General features: G+C 72.3%; 17 protein-coding genes. 13 read left to right on the top strand and 4 right to left on the bottom strand.

Annotated elements, in window-relative coordinates:
* Window positions 1-17: 17 nt before the first annotated feature.
* Complete coding sequence (locus tag IE265_RS00750; RefSeq protein ID WP_229915957.1) at window positions 18-1646, bottom strand: beta-N-acetylhexosaminidase; 1629 nt, start codon at window positions 1644-1646, stop codon at window positions 18-20.
* A gap of 301 nt (window positions 1647-1947) precedes the next feature.
* Between IE265_RS00750 and IE265_RS00745 the strand changes: the two genes are divergently transcribed.
* The 10 genes from IE265_RS00745 to IE265_RS00700 all read left to right on the top strand — a co-directional run bounded on the left by IE265_RS00745 (window position 1948) and on the right by IE265_RS00700 (window position 10565).
* Complete coding sequence (locus tag IE265_RS00745) at window positions 1948-2493, top strand: 2-oxo-4-hydroxy-4-carboxy-5-ureidoimidazoline decarboxylase (RefSeq protein WP_190033281.1); 546 nt, start codon at window positions 1948-1950, stop codon at window positions 2491-2493.
* Window positions 2494-2818: 325 nt separating this feature from the next.
* On the top strand, window positions 2819-3199 hold the full coding sequence (sdhC, locus tag IE265_RS00740; protein WP_190033280.1) for a succinate dehydrogenase, cytochrome b556 subunit: 381 nt from the start codon (window positions 2819-2821) through the stop codon (window positions 3197-3199).
* A gap of 9 nt (window positions 3200-3208) precedes the next feature.
* Window positions 3209-3703, top strand: a complete 495-nt coding sequence (locus IE265_RS00735; RefSeq protein ID WP_190033279.1) for a succinate dehydrogenase hydrophobic membrane anchor subunit — start codon at window positions 3209-3211, stop codon at window positions 3701-3703.
* A 19-nt stretch (window positions 3704-3722) separates the two neighbouring features.
* Window positions 3723-5480 (top strand): succinate dehydrogenase flavoprotein subunit, encoded by a 1758-nt coding sequence (gene sdhA / locus IE265_RS00730; RefSeq protein WP_190033278.1) that lies wholly within the window; start codon window positions 3723-3725, stop codon window positions 5478-5480.
* Window positions 5480-6259 (top strand): succinate dehydrogenase iron-sulfur subunit, encoded by a 780-nt coding sequence (locus tag IE265_RS00725; protein WP_190033277.1) that lies wholly within the window; start codon window positions 5480-5482, stop codon window positions 6257-6259. Before sdhA ends, IE265_RS00725 begins: the two co-directional genes overlap by 1 nt.
* 362 nt (window positions 6260-6621) lie before the next feature.
* A complete protein-coding gene (locus tag IE265_RS00720) occupies window positions 6622-7902 on the top strand; it encodes a M48 family metallopeptidase (protein ID WP_190033276.1) in 1281 nt (426 codons plus the stop codon).
* A 115-nt stretch (window positions 7903-8017) separates the two neighbouring features.
* Window positions 8018-8428 carry a VOC family protein gene (locus IE265_RS00715; RefSeq protein WP_190033275.1) on the top strand — a complete coding sequence of 137 codons (411 nt, stop codon included), beginning with the start codon at window positions 8018-8020 and terminating at the stop codon, window positions 8426-8428.
* Between the two features lie 379 nt (window positions 8429-8807).
* A complete protein-coding gene (locus IE265_RS00710; RefSeq protein ID WP_190033274.1) occupies window positions 8808-9221 on the top strand; it encodes a hypothetical protein in 414 nt (137 codons plus the stop codon).
* Entirely contained in the window at window positions 9218-9733 is a 516-nt protein-coding gene (locus IE265_RS00705) for a thiol-disulfide oxidoreductase DCC family protein (protein WP_190033273.1), read from the top strand. The genes IE265_RS00710 and IE265_RS00705 overlap by 4 nt, the downstream gene beginning before the upstream one ends.
* A gap of 10 nt (window positions 9734-9743) precedes the next feature.
* Entirely contained in the window at window positions 9744-10565 is an 822-nt protein-coding gene (locus IE265_RS00700) for a TetR/AcrR family transcriptional regulator (RefSeq protein WP_229915956.1), read from the top strand.
* Between the two features lie 54 nt (window positions 10566-10619).
* Here IE265_RS00700 and IE265_RS00695 read toward each other — a convergent pair whose 3' ends face one another.
* On the bottom strand, window positions 10620-13040 hold the full coding sequence (locus IE265_RS00695; protein WP_190033726.1) for an MMPL family transporter: 2421 nt from the start codon (window positions 13038-13040) through the stop codon (window positions 10620-10622).
* 169 nt (window positions 13041-13209) lie between these two features.
* On the opposite strand from IE265_RS00695, the gene IE265_RS00690 reads away from it, so the two are divergent.
* Both IE265_RS00690 and IE265_RS00685 read left to right on the top strand, forming a co-directional pair.
* The gene (locus IE265_RS00690; protein WP_190033272.1) at window positions 13210-13899 is read left to right on the top strand and encodes a response regulator transcription factor; all 690 of its coding nucleotides are present in this window, start codon (window positions 13210-13212) and stop codon (window positions 13897-13899) included.
* Window positions 13896-15341 carry a sensor histidine kinase gene (locus IE265_RS00685; protein WP_190033271.1) on the top strand — a complete coding sequence of 482 codons (1446 nt, stop codon included), beginning with the start codon at window positions 13896-13898 and terminating at the stop codon, window positions 15339-15341. Before IE265_RS00690 ends, IE265_RS00685 begins: the two co-directional genes overlap by 4 nt.
* 253 nt (window positions 15342-15594) lie before the next feature.
* Here IE265_RS00685 and IE265_RS00680 read toward each other — a convergent pair whose 3' ends face one another.
* Together IE265_RS00680 and IE265_RS38100 are read right to left on the bottom strand one after the other, a co-directional pair.
* Window positions 15595-16911, bottom strand: coding sequence for a metallophosphoesterase (locus IE265_RS00680; RefSeq protein WP_190033270.1), 1317 nt, complete (start codon window positions 16909-16911; stop codon window positions 15595-15597).
* 15 nt (window positions 16912-16926) lie between these two features.
* Window positions 16927-17175, bottom strand: a complete 249-nt coding sequence (locus IE265_RS38100) for an SCO4848 family membrane protein (protein ID WP_229915955.1) — start codon at window positions 17173-17175, stop codon at window positions 16927-16929.
* A 103-nt stretch (window positions 17176-17278) separates the two neighbouring features.
* On the opposite strand from IE265_RS38100, the gene IE265_RS00675 reads away from it, so the two are divergent.
* A complete protein-coding gene (locus IE265_RS00675) occupies window positions 17279-18586 on the top strand; it encodes a D-alanyl-D-alanine carboxypeptidase family protein (RefSeq protein ID WP_373302897.1) in 1308 nt (435 codons plus the stop codon).
* Window positions 18587-18620 lie beyond the last annotated feature (34 nt).

Genomic DNA, 18620 nt, shown 5'->3' with positions numbered 1-18620 from the left:
CCGGACCGCGGGCCGGCTCAGCCCAGCTTCGCCGCGAGGTCCTTGAACTCCGTCCAGGACAGCTGCGGGGCGCGCGGGTCCCACAGCTTCTGCACCATCGCCCGCAGCGGCATCCTGACGCCCGCCGCCACCTGGTCCTGGGTCTGCGACCCCGACAGGTCGCACCAGACGGCGAAGGACGCGCCGAGGATCTGGTCGCCGTACTCCCGGGAGACCGGGGCCGTGCCCCGCAGCACGAGCGGGGTCCACTGCTCGTAGATGCGCTGCCCGGTCGGATAGACGAACGCGTTGGGCTGCCCGAGCACGTAGTACAGGAACTCGTCGTTGTAGTTGATGACCTCGCGCCCCTCCCGCAGGTACTCGACGGGCTCGCGCGCCCCGATCTCCTTGCCGGTCCAGTAGGCGACCTGGAGGGACTTGTCGGCCTTGACGACCCCTCCGGGGAAGAACCCGTCGTTCCACGCCCGCGGCACCCGGTCGTGGCCGCGCACCACGGCCGTCCGGTCGTTCAGCCAGCCGGTCGCGAGGTCCTCGATGCCGGCGCCCGGCCCGTACTTCCTCGTCGCGGCGGCGGCCAGCTGCGGGAACGAGGCGGCCGGGTTCGCCACGGTCAGCGCCTGGTACTCGTCGGCGCCGAGGTGCCAGAACCGGCCGGGGAACAGCCCGGAGTACTCGTTCAGCAGGTCGTCCAGCAGCTCCGCCGACGCGGGCTTGGAGATGTCGATCGCGCCCTTGGTGGCGACCCCCTGGGTATTGCGGAGCTGGAGTTCCGGGTGGGCGGCGAGCACCGCGCCGAGGTGGCCGGGCGAGTCGATCTCGGGCACGACCGTGATGTGCCGGCTCGCCGCGAGGTCGATGATCCTGCGCACCTCCGCCTTCGACAGGTGGACCTTCGAGACGATCTCGGGATGCGAGTCCGAGGCGATGCGGAAGCCCTGGTCGTCGGAGAAGTGCAGCCCGAACTGGTTGTACTTCAGGTCCCCCATCTCCCGGATCCGGTCCTCGATCCAGCCCGCGGTGAAGTGCTTGCGCGCGATGTCCAGCATGAAGGCGCGCTGCGGCTTGGCCGGCGAGTCGCGCACGACCCCCTCGGAGGCCGTGCCGCCCGAGCGCACCTGCTGCTTGAGCGTGCGGGTCCCGTAGAACACGCCGGCCTCGGCCGTGCCGGTGATCCGCACCCGCCCGTCCTTCACGGTCAGCGTGTACGACTCCGGGTTCGCGTCCTCGTCGGTCAGGCCCAGCCGTACGTCCCCGGCACGCGCCGCGCCGGAGCCCGCGTAGGACAGCCCCAGCTCTCCGGCGAGCAGCCGTCCCTCGTCCGCCAGCTCCTTGTCGTCGACGACGACCCGCCCGCCCTTCGCGGGCCGCCAGCCGGGCCCCCGCGCGGGGGTGTGCTCGCGCACGGCCGGGATGGTCCGGGGAGTCCGCGACAGCGCGTACGTCCGATCGGGTGACGGGGTCGGGGTCGCCTCGGGCGCCACGGCCTCCTTCCCGCCGGAGGGCCGCTGCCCCGAGGGCGTGTCCGAGTCGCCGCTCGCCCAGAGCCCGACGCCCAGCGCCGCGCCCGCCGCGACCGCCGCGCCCGCGCCGATCAGCAGGGGCCTTCTGCGGTTCGCCGCCGGGGTCCTGCGCCTGTGCCCGGTCACCGGGTACCTCCCACGCTCGTACGGCCCACCCTCATCACGCTGTACCTCCGCTGCGAACCTAAGCCCCCGTGTCCTGCGCCTCTGTCCACCCCCCGTTCTGAAACTCTCCCTTGCGGGTGAAAATCGGGCATCCGACGGACAGCTCCCGCCACACCTCGATAGCGTGGTGTCACAACTCTCACTTGACCCCCTGCCGACCCACGCGTGACGCACGTCCGAGCGTCACCGAACCGCCGAGGAACCCACGCTGCCCGCGCACCGTCCGTCCCGCCTCACCGGTCAGGCCGTCACCCTCCCGGAGTTGTCCGGCACCCCGGAGCTGCCCGCGCAGCCCCGGTCGGCCTCCGGACCCGCCGCGCCCCGCCCGACAGGCCTGGAGCGGTTCAACGACACGCCCGACGACGAGGCCGAGCGCGACCTCCTGCACTGCTGCGGCAGCCACCGCTGGGCCCGCCGTGTCGCCGACCACCGCCCGTACCCCGACCTGGACGCGCTGCTGGCCGCCGCCGACGAGGCGTCGTACGACCTCACCCCGCCCGACGTCGCCGAGGCCCTGGCCTGCGAGTCCCTCACGGTCCTGCCGGACGGCGCGTACTCCGCGGCGCACACCGCCCTGAGCGCCGCGCACGCCGCGTACGAGAGCCGTTTCGGGCATGTGTTCGTGATCTGCCTGGACGACGCGGCCCCGGGGGAGGCGCTCGACCGGGTCCTCGCCGGCATCCGGTCACGATTGGCGAACGATCCCGACGAGGAGCGCGCGGTCACCGCGGACGAGCTGCGCCGCCTGGCCAGGGGGCGGCTGTCCCGCCTGGTGCGGCACCCGCTCTGCCCCGCGCGGGCCCGCTGAACCACCGCCGCGACCGGGCGGAACGGACGGCCGGGCCGACCGCACGCCCGTGACCGGAGGCGGCGGCGCGCCGGGGACGCCCGGCGGCCCCGGGGTCGGCGCCCTCGGCTGCCCTTGCGACCGATCGAGCAGACGTCCGGGTCGGTGGCGTCCGTAATAGCCCGTCCGTGCCTCTTTGATTGCCAGTTCGATCACATCGGTAGGCCCGCCGTAAACGTTCCGACAACACGTCGCTACGATGGCCAGGGCCGGTGGACCGTACCCGGCCGGGCCGACCGACATCGAAGCCGGCAGGCCCCAATCCCCGCTCCCGGAGGGTTCTTCCGTGCCGGCTGGAACGCTGTACCGCGGCCGGGAAGGAATGTGGTCCTGGGTGGCTCATCGAGTCACCGGCGTCCTCATCTTCTTCTTCCTGTTCGTACACGTCCTGGACACCTCTCTCGTACGTGTCTCCCCCGAGGACTACGACAGGGTCGTAGCCACCTACAAGACGCCGGTCGTCGCGCTGCTGGAGTACGGCCTCGTGGCCGCCATCCTCTTCCACGCGCTCAACGGCCTCCGCGTGATCGCCGTCGACTTCTGGTCGAAGGGGCCGCGCTTCCAGAAGCAGATGCTCTGGACCGTGGTCGGCATCTGGGTCGTCCTGATGATCGGGGCGCTGTACCCCGTCCTCGGTCACGCCGCTCGTGAAGTCTTCGGGAGCTGACGCGCAAGCATGTCGAAAAACACAGTCACCACTGAGACGGCCACGTCCGGCATCGGCCCCGTCGAGGGCGCGTCCCTCTACGACGTCGACCACCCGGCGCCCCTCATCGAGGCCCCGCGCAAGCGGACGAAGAAGACCCCGAAGTCCACCCGCGGCAACTTCGAGATGTACGGCTGGCTCTTCATGCGCCTGTCCGGCGTCGTGCTGGTCGTCCTGGTCATCGGCCACCTGCTCATCCAGCTCGTCCTGGACGGCGGTGTGTCCAAGATCGGCTTCGCCTTCGTGGCCGGCCGCTGGGCCTCCCCGTTCTGGCAGGTCTGGGACCTGCTGATGCTGTGGCTCGCGATGCTCCACGGCGCCAACGGCCTGCGCACGGTCATCAACGACTACGCGGAGCGCGCGAACACCCGGCTGTGGCTCAAGGGCCTGCTCTACACCGCCACGGTGTTCACCATCCTGCTGGGCACGCTGGTGATCTTCACCTTCGACCCGAACATCCGCTAGGCACGGGGCTGCGAGAATCATGAAGATCCACAAGTACGACACCGTCATCGTCGGCGCCGGCGGCGCCGGTATGCGCGCCGCCATCGAGTCGACGAAGCGCAGCCGGACCGCCGTGCTGACGAAGCTCTACCCCACCCGCTCCCACACGGGCGCCGCGCAGGGCGGCATGGCCGCCGCGCTGGCCAACGTGGAGGAGGACAACTGGGAGTGGCACACCTTCGACACGGTCAAGGGCGGCGACTACCTGGTCGACCAGGACGCCGCCGAGATCCTGGCGAAGGAGGCCATCGACTCGGTCCTCGACCTGGAGAAGATGGGCCTGCCCTTCAACCGGACGCCCGACGGGACGATCGACCAGCGCCGCTTCGGCGGTCACAGCCGCAACCACGGCGAGGCCCCGGTCCGCCGGTCCTGCTACGCCGCGGACCGCACCGGCCACATGATCCTCCAGACGCTGTACCAGAACTGCGTCAAGGAAGGCGTGGAGTTCTTCAACGAGTTCTACGTCCTCGACCAGCTGATCACCGAGATCGACGGCGTCAAGCACTCCGCCGGTGTCGTGGCGTACGAGCTGGCCACCGGTGAGATCCACGTCTTCCAGGCGAAGGCCGTGATCTACGCGTCCGGCGGCACCGGCAAGTTCTTCAAGGTGACCTCCAACGCGCACACGCTGACCGGCGACGGCCAGGCCGCCGTCTACCGTCGCGGACTGCCGCTGGAGGACATGGAGTTCTTCCAGTTCCACCCGACCGGCATCTGGCGCATGGGCATCCTGCTGACGGAGGGCGCCCGCGGTGAGGGCGGCATCCTCCGCAACAAGGACGGCGAGCGCTTCATGGAGAAGTACGCGCCGGTCATGAAGGACCTCGCGTCCCGTGACGTCGTCTCGCGCTCCATCTACACGGAGATCCGCGAGGGCCGCGGCTGCGGTCCCGAGGGCGACCACGTCTACCTCGACCTGACGCACCTCCCGCCGGAGCAGCTCGACGCCAAGCTGCCGGACATCACGGAGTTCGCGCGCACCTACCTCGGCATCGAGCCCTACACGGACCCGATCCCGATCCAGCCCACCGCGCACTACGCGATGGGCGGCATCCCGACGAACGTCCGGGGCGAGGTGCTGAGCGACAACACCACCGTGGTCCCGGGCCTGTACGCGGCCGGCGAGGTCGCGTGCGTGTCCGTGCACGGCGCGAACCGGCTCGGCACCAACTCGCTGCTGGACATCAACGTGTTCGGCAAGCGCGCCGGCATCGCGGCCGCCGAGTACTCGGCCACCGTCGCCGCGCACGTCGAACTGCCCGAGGACCCCGCCTCGCTGGTCGTCGCGCAGATCGAGCGACTGCGCTCGTCCACGGGCAGCGAGCGCGTGGCGGACATCCGCCGCGAGCTGCAGGAGACCATGGACGCCAACGTCATGGTGTTCCGCACCGAGCAGACGATCAAGACGGCCGTCGAGAAGATCGCCGAACTGCGCGAGCGCTACCGGCACGTGTCCGTCCAGGACAAGGGCAAGCGGTTCAACACCGACCTCCTGGAGGCCGTCGAGCTGGGCAACCTGCTCGACCTCGCCGAGGTCATGGCCGTCTCCGCGCTCGCCCGCAAGGAGTCCCGCGGCGGTCACTACCGCGAGGACTACCCGAACCGCGACGACGTCAACTTCATGCGCCACACCATGGCGTACCGCGAGGTCGGCGACGACGGCACCGAGTCCATCCGTCTCGACTACAAGCCGGTCGTCCAGACCCGCTACCAGCCGATGGAGCGTAAGTACTGATGGCTACCCCCACCCTGGACAAGGCGGACGGCGCGGGCGCGCCGGAGGCCGGCTTCGCCGACTCCCCGTACATCACCGCCACGTTCCGCATCCGCCGCTTCAACTCCGAGGTCTCGGCCGAGGCGGTCTGGGAAGACTTCCAGCTGGAGATCGACCCCAAGGAGCGTGTCCTCGACGCGCTGCACAAGATCAAGTGGGACCAGGACGGCACGCTGACGTTCCGCCGGTCCTGCGCGCACGGCATCTGCGGCTCCGACGCCATGCGGATCAACGGCAAGAACCGCCTCGCCTGCAAGACGCTGATCAAGGACCTCAGTCCCGAGAAGCCCATCACGGTCGAGCCCATCAAGGGCCTCACGGTCCTGAAGGACCTCGTGGTGGACATGGAGCCGTTCTTCCAGGCGTACCGCGACGTGATGCCCTTCCTGATCACGAAGGACACCAACGAGCCGACGCGCGAGCGTCTCCAGACGGCCGAGGACCGCGAGCGCTTCGACGACACGACGAAGTGCATCCTCTGCGCCGCGTGCACCTCCTCGTGCCCGGTGTTCTGGAACGACGGCCAGTACTTCGGTCCGGCCGCGATCGTCAACGCGCACCGCTTCATCTTCGACTCGCGCGACGAGGCGGGCGAGCAGCGCCTGGAGATCCTGAACGACAAGGACGGCGTGTGGCGCTGCCGCACGACGTTCAACTGCACGGACGCCTGCCCTCGCGGCATCGAGGTCACGAAGGCGATCCAGGAGGTCAAGCGGGCGCTGATCACGCGCCGCTTCTGACCCCTCCCGCCGTTCGGCCCGCACGGTTCGTGCGGCTCGGCCGGCTCGCACCGCGCACGGGCCCCGCCCCCGGTCACGTACCGGGGGCGGGGCCCTTCGCATGCCCGCATGCCCGCATGCCCCGCGGCCCGGCGGCCCGGCAGTCCAGTGGCCCCGAAGCCCTGCGGGCCGTCCCCCCGCTCCCGGACTCCACCGGCGCTGACCTGCGCCGACCTCCGGGTCCCCCGCGACCGCGGCCCTGGGGGCTCGGCGCGTATCGATCTCCTCACGGGGCTTCCCACGGAGGCGCCGGGGTGATCAGCTGTGCCGGATCGCGTACGAAGCGGCCCCTGGGGAGGGGCCGGGGGAAGGGAGGCGCGCCGATGAGCGCTGCCGTCGAGGAGAAGGTCCGGCCGTGCCCGCAGTGCGGGGCCGAGATCCGTACGGACAGCCGGTTCACCACGTGGTGCGCCGCCTGCGACTGGAACGTGGACCCGGAGAAGCCTGAGGGGACGCCGGGACGGGTCGAGCGGTGGCAGCGGTCCCTCGCGGCACGGCACGGCGAGAGGCTGCTCGCCGAGGTGGCGGCGGGCGGATCACTGCGGCCGCGGCGCGACACCGCGTCCGTCGCGGCCCAGGGACTGGCCCTGGCGGTGCACGGCGTGACGGTGGCGCTGGCCGCGGGCGCCCTCTGGTTCCTCGTGACCGGGTGGGGCGGCGCGGGAACCGTGGCCGCCGTGTTCCTCGGAGTCCTCGCGTGGACGCTGCGGCCGCGGTTCCCCGGGCTGCCGGACGACGGCCCCGTCCTGCGCCGGGCGGACGCGCCCGAACTCTTCGCGCTGGTGGACGAGGTGGCCGCGGTGGTCGGCACCCGGGGCGTCGACGTGATCGCGGTCGACGACGAGGTCAACGCGAGCGTGACCACGTACGACCTGCGCGGGCGGCGTCTGCTGACCCTCGGGCTCCCGCTCTGGGAGATCCTCACCCCGCAGCAGCGGATCGCCCTGCTGGGCCACGAACTCGGCCACTACAGCAACGGGGACACCCGGCACGGACTGCTCGTCGGCAACGCCCTCCACTCGCTCACGACCTGGCGCTACTACGTCGCCCCGCCCGCCGACCCCACGCTGGTCGAGTGGGCGGTCAACCTGCTCCTGCTGGTCCCGCGGCTGCTCATCGAGGGCACCTCGGCGCTGCTCGACCGGCTCACGCTGCGTGCCACGCAGCGCGCCGAGTACCTCGCGGACGCGATGGCCGCCCGCGCCGGCTCCACCGGGGCCGCCGCGGCGGTCATGGACTGCTTCCTCGTCTCCGACTCCGCCACCGTCATGCTGCGCCGTGAGGCCAACGCCCGGCAGGTCGTACGCCCCGGCTCGGCGGGCAGGGCGAGCGGCGACGGGCTGTGGGAGCGCCTGCGGGCCCACATGGAGTCGATCCCGCCGGGCGAGTACGAGCGCCAGCGGCGCGCGGGAGCGGCCCGGGGCCACAGCGTCGACTCCACGCACCCCCCGACCCACCTGCGACGCCGGTGCCTGCTCACCGGCGCGCCCCTGCCCGCGGCCGTGGTGGCGGACGCCGGCCGTGCTGCCCGCGTGGACGCCGAACTGGCCGGGGCCCGGGACGTACTGGCACGGCGCATCGTCCGGGACGGGCTCGGCCACTGAGCGCTCCGGACCGCCGGGGCGGCCGGGCGGCGGCCCGCCCTGCCACCGGGTGACATTCGCCGGGGGCGGCGGGCGCCTCCCCCGGCCTCCCCGGACCCCGGCCTAATCTGACGGCATGTCAGACCAAGAGTCGTTCGAACTGCTGGGCTTCGACCATGTGCTCCTGCCCGTCGGGGACCTCGACGAGGCCGTGGCCTTCTACCGGCGGGCGGGCTTCGCCCTCGGCTTCCGGCTAGACGACGCGGGGATCGCGCTCCTGAAGGTCGGAGCCGAGACGCCCGGCGTGCTGCTGCGGCTGGAGGAGGCGCTCGGGCACCGGACGCCGCCCTGGGGCACACCCCGGGTCTGGCTGGAGGTCCGGGACGCCCGGGCCACGGCCCGGGCCCTCGCCGCGGCGGGCATCGAGCCCCTCGACGCCCCCGCCTCCGTGTCCACCGGCTGGACCGTCGAGTTCGCCGACCCCTGGGGCAACATCATGGGGTTCACGGACTACAGCAAGCGGCCCGAGCTGGCGCGCAGTTCCTGAGCGGCGCCACCGTCCGGCCCCCTCCTCGGAGGCCGGCACCCCGCGCCCCGGGACGCCCCACGGCACGTCACCCCGGCGCGCACCCCGCGAGGCCCCGCGAGGCCCCGCCCGACCCCGCGCGTCGCGCCGCCCACGCCCCCGCGCGCCCCGCTCCGGGCGCGCCCGGAGCGGGGCGCCCCGCCGACGCCCGGGCGGCACCTCCACCCTCCAGGACCCGACCCCGCCGGGCCCGACCCCTCCGCGCGCGCCCTGAGCCGTAGGTCACACACCCGACCCGCACCCTCTGCTTGAACGTGTTCAAAAACAGGTCTACATTCTCCATCAACAGCCTTTTGAACGTGTTCAAGAACGTTCGAGCAGTCGAGAATGGGGTGGGGACATGGATCTCACGGTCGTCGCGTATGTCATCTATCTGCTGGTCAGCGTGGCGCTGACGATCTGGGTGGCGCGCACGCTCAGCACGAACGGGCGCATCTTCCTGTCGGACGTGCTCCAGGGCAACGAGAAGCTCGCCGACGCCGTCAACCACCTGCTCGTGGTGGGCTTCTACCTGGTGAACCTCGGCTTCGTGGCCCTGTACCTGAGCCAGGACGACGAGATCGCCGACGCGCGGGGCGTCTTCGAGGCCCTGTCGACGAAGCTCGGCGTGGTGCTGCTGGTGCTCGGTGTGATGCACCTGGGCAACGTGTACGTGCTCAACAAGATCCGCCGGCGGAGCGTCATGGAGCGCGAGGAGCAGCCGCCGGTGCGGCCGCAGGGCTGGGTCGCCCCGGCAACCGGGGCTCGGCCGTGACGGCCGGAACCGGCACCGCGGACCGGGACGCCTCGCGCGTCCCGGTCCGCGGGCTGACGGTCCTGTACGACGCCGGATGCTCCCTGTGCGCGTTCCTGCGCGACTGGCTCGCCCGCCAGCGGCAGCTCGTCCCGCTCGACCTGGTGCCCGCCGGTTCACCGGCGGCCCGGGAGCGCTTCCCCGGGCTCGACCACGGGGCGACCCTGGACGAGATCACCGTGGTCGGCGACTCGGGGCAGGTCTACCGGGGGCCCGACGCCTGGATCGTCACCCTGTGGGCGCTCGCCGACCACCGCGCGACGGCCCACCGCCTCAGCGGCCCCACCGGGTCGCGTCTCGCCCGCGGCGCGGTGCTGGCCGCCGCCAAGTGGCGGGAGGCGCAGCGGACGCGCGGGCAGGTGTCCTGGGGCGGGGGCACGTACCCCGCGGGCGACGGATGGACCTACGACCCGGCCTCGGGCTGGACCCACCGGCCGCCCGCCTGTGACAGCGGCGCCTGCGGGCCTGGTTAGGCTCTTGTCCGTGCCAGCATCGAATGACAGCGACCCCAGCCCGGACAGCCCCTCGGAGCCCGGGGGGCCGGGCCGGTCGCGCACGCCCGCCAAGAGCGAGCAGACCCGGGCCCTGATCCTGGAGACGGCGATGCGCCTGTTCCAGGAGCGGGGCTACGACAGGACGACGATGCGGGCGATCGCCCAGGAGGCCGGGGTCTCCGTGGGCAACGCCTACTACTACTTCGCCGGCAAGGAACACCTGATCCAGGGCTTCTACGACCGGCTGGCCGCCGAGCACCGGGCGGCCGTCCGCGAGGTGCTGGACCAGGAGGGGGACCTGGAGGCCCGGATCGCCGGGGTGCTGAAGACCTGGCTCGACGTGGCGACGCCGTACCACGAGTTCGCGGTCCAGTTCTTCAAGAACGCCGCCGATCCGGACAGCCCGCTCAGCCCGTTCTCCGCGGAGTCGGAGCACGCCCGGCTGGAGGCCATCGCGGTCTGCCGAGAGGTGCTCGCGGGGTCGAAGGCCAAGGTCCCGGAGGAACTGCGGGAGGTGCTCCCGGAGTTGCTGTGGCTCTCCCAGATGGGGCTCGTCCTGTACTGGATCTTCGACCGTACCGAGGGCCGCGAGCGCAGCTACCGGCTCGCGGAGCGCGGCGCCCGCCTCACCTCGCTCGGCGTCTCCCTGGCCCGCTTCCGGGTCCTGCGCCCCCTGGTCCGCGAAGTGCACGAACTGTTCACGGACTTCCTGCCCGGAATGACCGGCTCGCTGCCCGACCCCGGCAGAAGGCGGACGGGGCAGCGCTCCGCCCCGGACGGTCCGGGGCGGAGGCCGGGTGGAGACGGGTGACATCAGGTGCCACCGGGATGAACCACCCGGCACCGGGTGCGGCCCGGGTCGCGGTCAGCCGACGGCGTCGACCCCGTCCCCGGCCAGCTCCACGTCGTACACCAGTGGTTCGGGCCCGGCGGTCACCTGCCGGGCGTCCGAGGGACGGCCGGACGCGGTGACGGCCAGCAGGTACGTCCCCGCGGAGGGCGCCGCGACGATGTACGAGCCGTCGGCGAGGGACGTGACACGGTCGAGCTGACGGCCGCCCGTGGAGAGCAGGGCCAGCACGGCTCCCCCGACGGGCTCGCCCGCGGCGTCGCGCACGAAGCCGTGGATCACGGTGGCACCGGCGGGGGCGGCGGCGGGCACGTCCGCGGGCGGAGCGGCGGGAGCCTCCTCCCGGGGTTCGACCGCCAGATGGGGCAGCCGCTTCTCCAGGCCCGCGGGCAGCCACCAGTTGGAGTTGCCGAGCAGGTGCATCGCGGCCGGCACCAGAGCCGTACGCAGGATGAACGCGTCGAGCGCGACCGCGGCCGCGAGCCCGATGCCGGCCATCGCGCCCTCCATGTCGCCGCTGAGGACGAACGCCGAGAAGACGCAGATCATGATCAGGGCGGCGCAGTTGATGACCCGGCTGGTCTCGGCGAGGCCGACCCGGACCGCGCGCGCGTTGTCCTTGGTGTGCACCCACTCCTCGTGCATCCGGCTGACCAGGAAGACCTGGTAGTCCATCGAGAGCCCGAAGAGCAGCGACAGCATGATGACCGGGAGGAAGGCCGTGATCGGTCCCTCCTTGCCGACACCGAGGAGTTCCGTGCCCCAGCCCCACTGGAAGATCGCGACCAGCACGCCGAAGGAGGCGGCGGCCGCGATCAGGTTCATCAGGGCCGCGGTCAGGGGCACCACCAGCGAGCGGAAGGCCACCATCAGCAGCAGGAAGCCGAGCGTGATGATCGCCGCGACGAAGTAGGGCAGCCGTTCACCGGTGACGGCCGCGAAGTCCTTGAAGACGGCCGTCACACCGCCGACATGGGCCTCCGTGCCGGACTCCGGGATGACGTCGTCCCGCAGCCGGTCGATCAGCCGGTCCGTCCTCTCGGACTGCGGGGACGTGGTCGGTACGACCTGGATGACGGTGACGCCCCGGGACGGGGGTGCGGCGGCGGCCTGCGCGACGCCCTCGGTGGAGCGGATGGCGGACACCAGCGCGTCGGTGTCGCCGCCCTCCACGACGACCTGGAGCGGGCCGTTGAAGCCCGGCCCGAACCCCTCGGCCAGCAGGTCGTACGCCTGCCGGGTGGTCGTCGACTCCTGGTGGTTGCCCTGGTCGGTGGCGCCGAGGCGGATCGACAGCACGGGCAGCGCCAGCACGGCCATCACGACCAGCGCACCGGCGGCCACCGACCGGGGACGCCTCTGCACGTACGAGGACCAGCGCGCCGCGAGCCCGCTCGCCTCCTCGGACTCGGGCCCCGTGACGGCGAGCCGGCGGCGCTGCCTGCGGCTCAGCACGCGCGGTCCGAGCAGTCCGAGGAGCGCGGGCAGCAGGGTGATCGCGGCCAGCACGCTCAGCACGACGGTCAGCGAGGTCGCGACGACCACACCGTCCAGGAAGCGCATGTTCATCACGAGCATGCCGGCGAGCGCGATGCACACCGTCCCGCCCGCGAACAGCACGGCCCGGCCCGAGGTGTTGAGCGCGGTCACCGCCGACTCCTCGGGCTCCATGCCGCGCAGGATGCCTCGGCGGTGCCGCGTGACGATGAACAGCGCGTAGTCGATGCCGACGCCGAGCCCGATCAACGAGCCGAGCAGCGGCGCCACTTCGGGCACGTCGGTGACATGGCTGAGCAGGGAGGTCGCCATCAGCCCGGTACCGAGGGCCGCGACCGCGACGACGAGCGGCAGCAGCATGGCGAACAGCGAGCCGAAGGCGAGGAACAGGACGACCGCCGCGGCCACGATGCCGACCATCTCGGCGATGCCGGTGGGCGGTTCCTGGGTGCGGGTGATCGCCTGCCCGCCCAGTTCCACCTGGAGACCTGCGCGTTCGGCGCCCCGGGCGGTGTCGACGACGTCCTCCACAAGCCCCTTGGGCACGCCGTTCGCCTGTTCCGTGAAGGTGACCTGGGCGTAGGCGATCCGCCCGTCCTCGCTGATCTGCGCGGCCCCTTCGGCACCGTACGGGCCGCTGACCCCTCCGACGCCCTTCATGCGCCCGATCTCGTCGAGCGCCGGCTCGATCCGCGAGCGTACGGACTCGTCCCGCACCGTTCCCCCGTCGACCTTCCACACCACCGTGTCGGTGTCCCCCGAACTCTCCGGGAAGGCCTTCTCCATCAGGTCGTACGCGCGGGTGGAGTCCGTGTTCGGAAGGGAGAAGGTGTTCGCGTAGTCCGTGCCCGCGGCCGAGCCCGCGAAGCCCAGCCCGAACACGGCCCCCAGCCACAGCAGCAGGACCACCAGCCGGTGCCGATAGCACCACCGTGCCAATGCCGTCACGCCTCAACGCTCCTTAGTCGGTCCATCGCTCGGTCCCCCGGGTCCTGCGGCTCAGCATCGGGGGCGGCGGGCGCGCGCGGACACGACCCGGCCATGACTCACAAGGAACTCCCAAGGACGACCCGGCCCCCCGCCGGGCCCCCGCGCCGATACTGGGTGCATGACCGCTCAAGAGGGGGCCACCGTCCTGGTCGTCGAGGACGAGCCGAGCATCGCCGACGTGCTGGCCATCGCCCTGCGCTACCACCGGTTCGAGGTGATGACGGCGGGAGGCGTCCGGGAGGCGCTGGCGCTGTGCGAGCGCACGCGCCCGGACGCCGCGCTCCTCGACGTCATGCTCCCGGACGGCGACGGGCGGGCGCTCGGCCGCGAACTGCGCGCGCAGCGGCCGGACCTGGCGCTGGTGTTCCTGACCGCCCGGGACGCGCCCGCGGAGGTCGTCGGCGCGCTCGCCTTCGGCGACGACTACATCACCAAGCCCTTCAACATCGACGAGGTGGTCGCCCGGATCACCGCCGTGCTGCGCCGCGTCCGCCCGGCCGACGTCCTGCCCGAGCGCCCGCCGCTGCGCTACGGCGACCTGGAGCTGGACGAGACGACGTACTCGGTGCACCGCGCGGGCCGCACGGTCGAACTCACCCCCACCGAGTACGCGCTGCTGCGCTTCCTGGTGCGCAACGGCGGGCGCGTCGTGCCGAAGGAGCAACTGCTGCGGCACGTATGGCAGTACGAGCACCCGGCGGAGTCGACCGTCGTGGAGACGTACATCAGCTATCTGCGGCGCAAGCTCGACGTCCTCGGGGACCCGGTGATCACGACCCGCCGGGGTGTCGGATACGGGCTCGCATGATCCTGCGCAACTGCCGGGCCCGGGGCATCCATTCACTGCGCGGAAAACTGACACTGGCCAACGTGGCCCTGCTGGCACTCGGCATCGCCGTGGCGACGGCGGTGAGCCTGATGGGCATGCGGTACTACCTCCTCGACCAGATCGACAGCGAACTGATCGAGACCCGCGACTCGTTGGGGAGTACGCGGCTCACCGCCCGGCAGATCGACTCGCTGGGCGCGCTCGTCCTCGTCCGGGAGGGAACGTTCCCCGAGGCGCAGGGCCCGCCGAACTCGGACTCGCTGTTCGTGGCGGTCGACGCGCGGGGCAGGGCCATCACCATCGGCGGCTTCGAGCCGACAAGCACCCAGCTCGCGCTGGCCGCCGCCGTGGACGAGCCGCGCTCGCTCACCGGCGACGCCGATCCGCGGGACGTCAGCGTCTCGGGCACCCCGTTCCGGGTCGTGGGTGTCGCCCTCCCGGACGGCACGACGATCCTGATGGCCACGTCCACCGACGCCCTGCACAAGGGCATGGCGAAGGCCCTCAAGCTCGACCTGACCTCCGGTGTGCTGCTGCTGGGGCTCCTGGCCGTGCTGACCATGCTCAGCGTGAGCCGCCGGATGCGCCCGCTGGAGGACATGGTGGAGACCTCGTCGGCCATCGCCGAGGGGGACCTGACCCGCCGCGTGCCGTCCAGCCACCATCCGACGCACGAGGTGGAGCAGTTGCGGCTCGCCCTCAACTCGATGCTCCACCAGGTGGAGTCGGCGTACCGCACCCGGGAGCGCAGCGCCGCCCAGCTGCGCCGGTTCGTCGCGGACGCCTCGCACGAACTGCGCACCCCGCTGTCGGCGATCCGCGGCTACCTCCAGCTCTACGACAAGGGCATGCTGTCCGAGCCCGGCGAGCGGAAGCGGGCCTGGGACCGGATGAACGGCGAGGCGGACCGCATGGCCCGCCTGGTGGACGAGCTGCTGATGCTGGCCCGGCTGGACCAGCGGCCCGAACTGCGCTTCAGGAACGTGGACCTGAGCCGGCTCGTCCGGGACGCGGCCGAGGACCTGCGGGCCCAGCAGCCCGGGCGGCCCGTGTCGGTGGGTGCCGAGGGCGCCCTGCTCGTGCACGCCGACGAGTCGGGCCTGCGCCAGATCCTCGGCAACCTCGTGGCGAACGTCCGCACGCACACACCGCCCGGTGTCCCGGTCGCCCTCGGCCTGGAGCGCGAGGACGGGTTCGTGCGCCTGTGTGTGGCGGACGAGGGTCCCGGACTCGACGCGGAGGACGCCGCCCGGATATTCGACCGCTTCTTCCGGGCGGGCGGCGGAGCGGGCAGCGGCCTGGGCATGGCCATCGTCCAGGGCCTGGCCTCGGCCCACGGCGGCGAGGTGACGGTGCGGACGGCGCCGGGCGAGGGCCTCGCGGTGACGGTGACGCTGCCGGCCGGGTCGAGCGGGCAGTGACCCGCGGGCCGGTCCGGCCGCACGGGACCGCCCGCGCCGGGTCGCGTGCCCGGGACGCGCTCAGAACGTGGGGACCAGCGCCCGGACCGTCCTGCCGCGCCGCCGCACGGGGGTGTCGTCGGAGGCCCCGACGAGGCGGGACCCGTCGGCGAGCACGGTCACCGCGACCTCGGTGAGCCCGTCGCGTGGAGGGCGCCGCGTGGAGGGCGCCGCTCTCGACCCCGTACGGGCGGACGGCAGGCTCGCGGCGGCGTCAGGCCCGCTTCGAGGCGAGCTCGACGACGGTGATGTCGGACGGCGCGCCCACCCTGGTCGGCGGGCCCCAGGCGCCCGCGCCCCGGGAGACGTACAACTGCGTGTCCCCGTAGCGCTCCAGTCCCGCGAGCGTGGGGTTGGCGAGTTCCGCCACGAGGTTGCCGGGCCACAACTGGCCCCCGTGAGTGTGCCCGGAGAGCTGGAGGTCGACCCCGTGCTCCACCGCCTCGTGGATCTGGACGGGCTGATGGGCCAGCAGCACGCACGCGCGCTCCCGGTCCCGGTCGCCCAGCGCCTTCACGAAGTCGGGGCCCTGCCCCTCCTCCTCACCCGCCACGTCGTTGACCCCGGCCAGGTCGAAGTGGGCGAGTTCCGTGCGCGCGTTCTCCAACGGCCGCAGCCCCAGTTCGCGTACGTGCTCGACCCACTGCTCGGCACCGGAGAAGTACTCGTGGTTGCCGGTGACGAAGTACGCGCCGTGCCGCGCCCGCAGCCGGGCGAGCGGCGCCGCGGCGGGCCCGAGGTCCTTGACGCTGCCGTCGACCAGGTCGCCGACGACCGCGATGAGGTCCGGCTGGGTCGAGTTGATCGTGTCGACGACCCGCTCGGCGAACCCGCGGCCGAGGACGGGGCCCAGGTGGATGTCGCTGACGACGGCGATGCGGTATCCGTGGGCGGCACGCGGCAGCCGGGCCAGCGGAACCGTCACCCGCTTGACCGCCGGACCGCGCAGCACGTCGTACGTGCCGTAGCCGACCGTGCCCACGGCGGCGGCCGCCGCGGCCCCGCCGACCACGCGGGAGACGAACAGGCGCCGCGAGGGTCCGCGGGCGGCCCCGGGCGCCGGGGTGGCATCCGTGGGGGCCGACGCGTCGCCGGCGGTTTCCGGGGGCGTCGGAGCGGCCGTCTCCGGGCGCGGGCGGGCGGGGTGCCCGGTCCCCGCGGCGACGACCTCGGGAGAGGCGCCGACACCGGCCGGCTCCGCCTCGGCGCTGCGCGCGTCCCGGCGCTCCAGGAACCGCCGCAGCAGCGGCCGTACGAACTCACCGGCCAGCAGGCCCAGCAGGAGGTAGAGCGACAGCGCCATCCACAGGAAGCCCGGCCAGGCCAGCACCTGCTGGAGCAGGAAGGGCGCGCCGGCCCGCTCGGCGGTGACCGCGGCGAACATGAGCACGGGACCGCCGACGATCGCGGCCGTGCCCAGCCGGCGGGCCCTGCCCGGCCGCGCCGTCGTGTCGCGCACGGTCCGGCGCCACACGTACCAGTGCAGCCCGCCGAAGACGGCCAGGGCCAGGAGCAGGAACACGATGACCACGCGGCGGTTCTCCCGTTATGACGATGACGTGTGACGCATGGCTCGAACACCGCGCAACCCGATGGCCCCGACGACCGTCCCCAAGACAAAGGAGACGACGGCGAGCGTCAGGTGCACCCAGAAGTACCCGGTCGGATCGCCCGCGTCGTCGAAGGCGAGTCCGCTGCCGTCCTTCCACAGGTTCTTGACGAAAGTGATCCAGATGACCCAGCTCCACACTCCGAAGGCGAGCAGGAACCAGGAGACGGGACGGCTGAGCTTCATGGGTTCAGTATCGCCGCCGCCCCGCGGGACCCGCGCCCGGGGTGGGGAGAGGGGGCGCGGGACTTCCCGTGCGACGCCCTGTACGTTCTCGACCGTGCCCGCCATGAAGAAGACCGCCAAGTCGTCCTTGTTGGTCGCCTCAGCCACTGTTCTGTCCCTTTCGCTGTCGCTCGCACTCGCGGCCTCAGCGGTGGCGCCCGCCGCCGCGGCCGACGGTCCGAAGGCGACCGCCGAGCCCTCGGCCACGCCGCCTCCGGAGATGTCGACCGTGGGTGGCGCCCGGCTCGGACAGCCCGGGACCCAGGCGGACCTGGGAGCCGGGGCCCCGGTGCTCCCGAAGGGGCTCAGCGCCCGCTCGTGGATCGTCGCGGACGCCGAGTCCGGTGACGTCCTCGCCGCCCACAACGCGCACTGGCGGCTGCCCCCGGCGAGCACCCTGAAGATGCTGTTCGCCGACACCCTGCTGCCCAAGTTCCCGAAGTCGACGGAGCACAAGGTGGTTCCGTCCGACCTGGCGGGCATCGGCGCGGGCTCCAGCATGGTGGGCATCAAGGAGGACGAGACGTACTCGGTCCACGACCTGTGGCTCGGCGTCTTCCTTCGCTCCGGCAACGACGCGGTCCACGTGCTGTCCGCGATGAACCAGGGCGTCGACCGGACGGTCCAGGACATGAACGACCACGCCGAGGAGCTCCAGGCCCTCGACACGACGGTCGTCAGCCCCGACGGCTACGACGAGAAGGGCCAGGTGTCGTCCGCGTACGACCTGACCCTGTTCGCCCGTTCCGGCCTGCAGAAGAAGGACTTCCGCGAGTACTGCTCGACCGTCCGCGCGCAGTTCCCCGGCGAGACCAGGAAGAACAAGAAGGGCAAGAAGGTCCGCCCGTCCTTCGAGATCCAGAACACCAACCGGCTGCTGACGGGCGACTACGGCCTCGACTCCTACAAGGGCATCGCGGGTGTGAAGAACGGCAACACCACGAACGCGGGCGCGACCTTCACGGGTGTCGCCGAACGGGACGGCAAGGTGCTGCTCGTCACCGTCATGAACCCGGAGAAGAACGAGCACGACCAGGTCTACAAGGAGACCGCCAAGCTGCTCGACTGGGGCTTCAAGGCGTCCGGCAAGGTCCAGCCGGTGGGAGAGCTGGTGCCGCCGAGGAGCGCGGACACGAGCGCCCAGCCGGGCGCGAACGCTTCGGGCGAGGCGGGCGGTTCGGGCAAGGACAAGGGCAAGGACAAGGACAAGGCATCCTCCCGCCCGGTGGCAGCCTCCACGCACCAGGACGGTTCGAGCGGCATCGGCGTCGCCCTGGCCGTCACCGGCGCCGTGCTGGTGCTGCTGGCGGCCGGCGTCTTCGTGATCAACCGCCGCTGGCCGCTGCCCGAGCTGATGCGCCGCCGCCGCTGAGTACGGCGGCCGGAGTCCCGCGGCGGCCCGGACC

This window comes from Streptomyces fructofermentans (genome assembly GCF_014651055.1).
In the GTDB taxonomy this organism is placed as follows: domain Bacteria; phylum Actinomycetota; class Actinomycetes; order Streptomycetales; family Streptomycetaceae; genus Streptomyces; species Streptomyces fructofermentans.
This window is presented reverse-complemented; position numbering and strand designations above follow the sequence as displayed.

Bases quoted from the DNA above. Each gene is read 5' to 3' on its own strand.
- IE265_RS00735 (WP_190033279.1), top strand. From the start codon at position 3,209: ATGTCGAAAAACACAGTCACCACTGAGACGGCCACGTCCGGCATCGGC.
- sdhA (WP_190033278.1), top strand. From the start codon at position 3,723: ATGAAGATCCACAAGTACGACACCGTCATCGTCGGCGCCGGCGGCGCC.
- IE265_RS00725 (WP_190033277.1), top strand. From the start codon at position 5,480: ATGGCTACCCCCACCCTGGACAAGGCGGACGGCGCGGGCGCGCCGGAG.
- IE265_RS00720 (WP_190033276.1), top strand. From the start codon at position 6,622: ATGAGCGCTGCCGTCGAGGAGAAGGTCCGGCCGTGCCCGCAGTGCGGG.
- IE265_RS00715 (WP_190033275.1), top strand. From the start codon at position 8,018: ATGTCAGACCAAGAGTCGTTCGAACTGCTGGGCTTCGACCATGTGCTC.
- IE265_RS00710 (WP_190033274.1), top strand. From the start codon at position 8,808: ATGGATCTCACGGTCGTCGCGTATGTCATCTATCTGCTGGTCAGCGTG.
- IE265_RS00690 (WP_190033272.1), top strand. From the start codon at position 13,210: ATGACCGCTCAAGAGGGGGCCACCGTCCTGGTCGTCGAGGACGAGCCG.
- IE265_RS00685 (WP_190033271.1), top strand. From the start codon at position 13,896: ATGATCCTGCGCAACTGCCGGGCCCGGGGCATCCATTCACTGCGCGGA.
- IE265_RS38100 (WP_229915955.1), bottom strand. From the start codon at position 17,175: ATGAAGCTCAGCCGTCCCGTCTCCTGGTTCCTGCTCGCCTTCGGAGTG.
- IE265_RS00675 (WP_373302897.1), top strand. From the start codon at position 17,279: ATGAAGAAGACCGCCAAGTCGTCCTTGTTGGTCGCCTCAGCCACTGTT.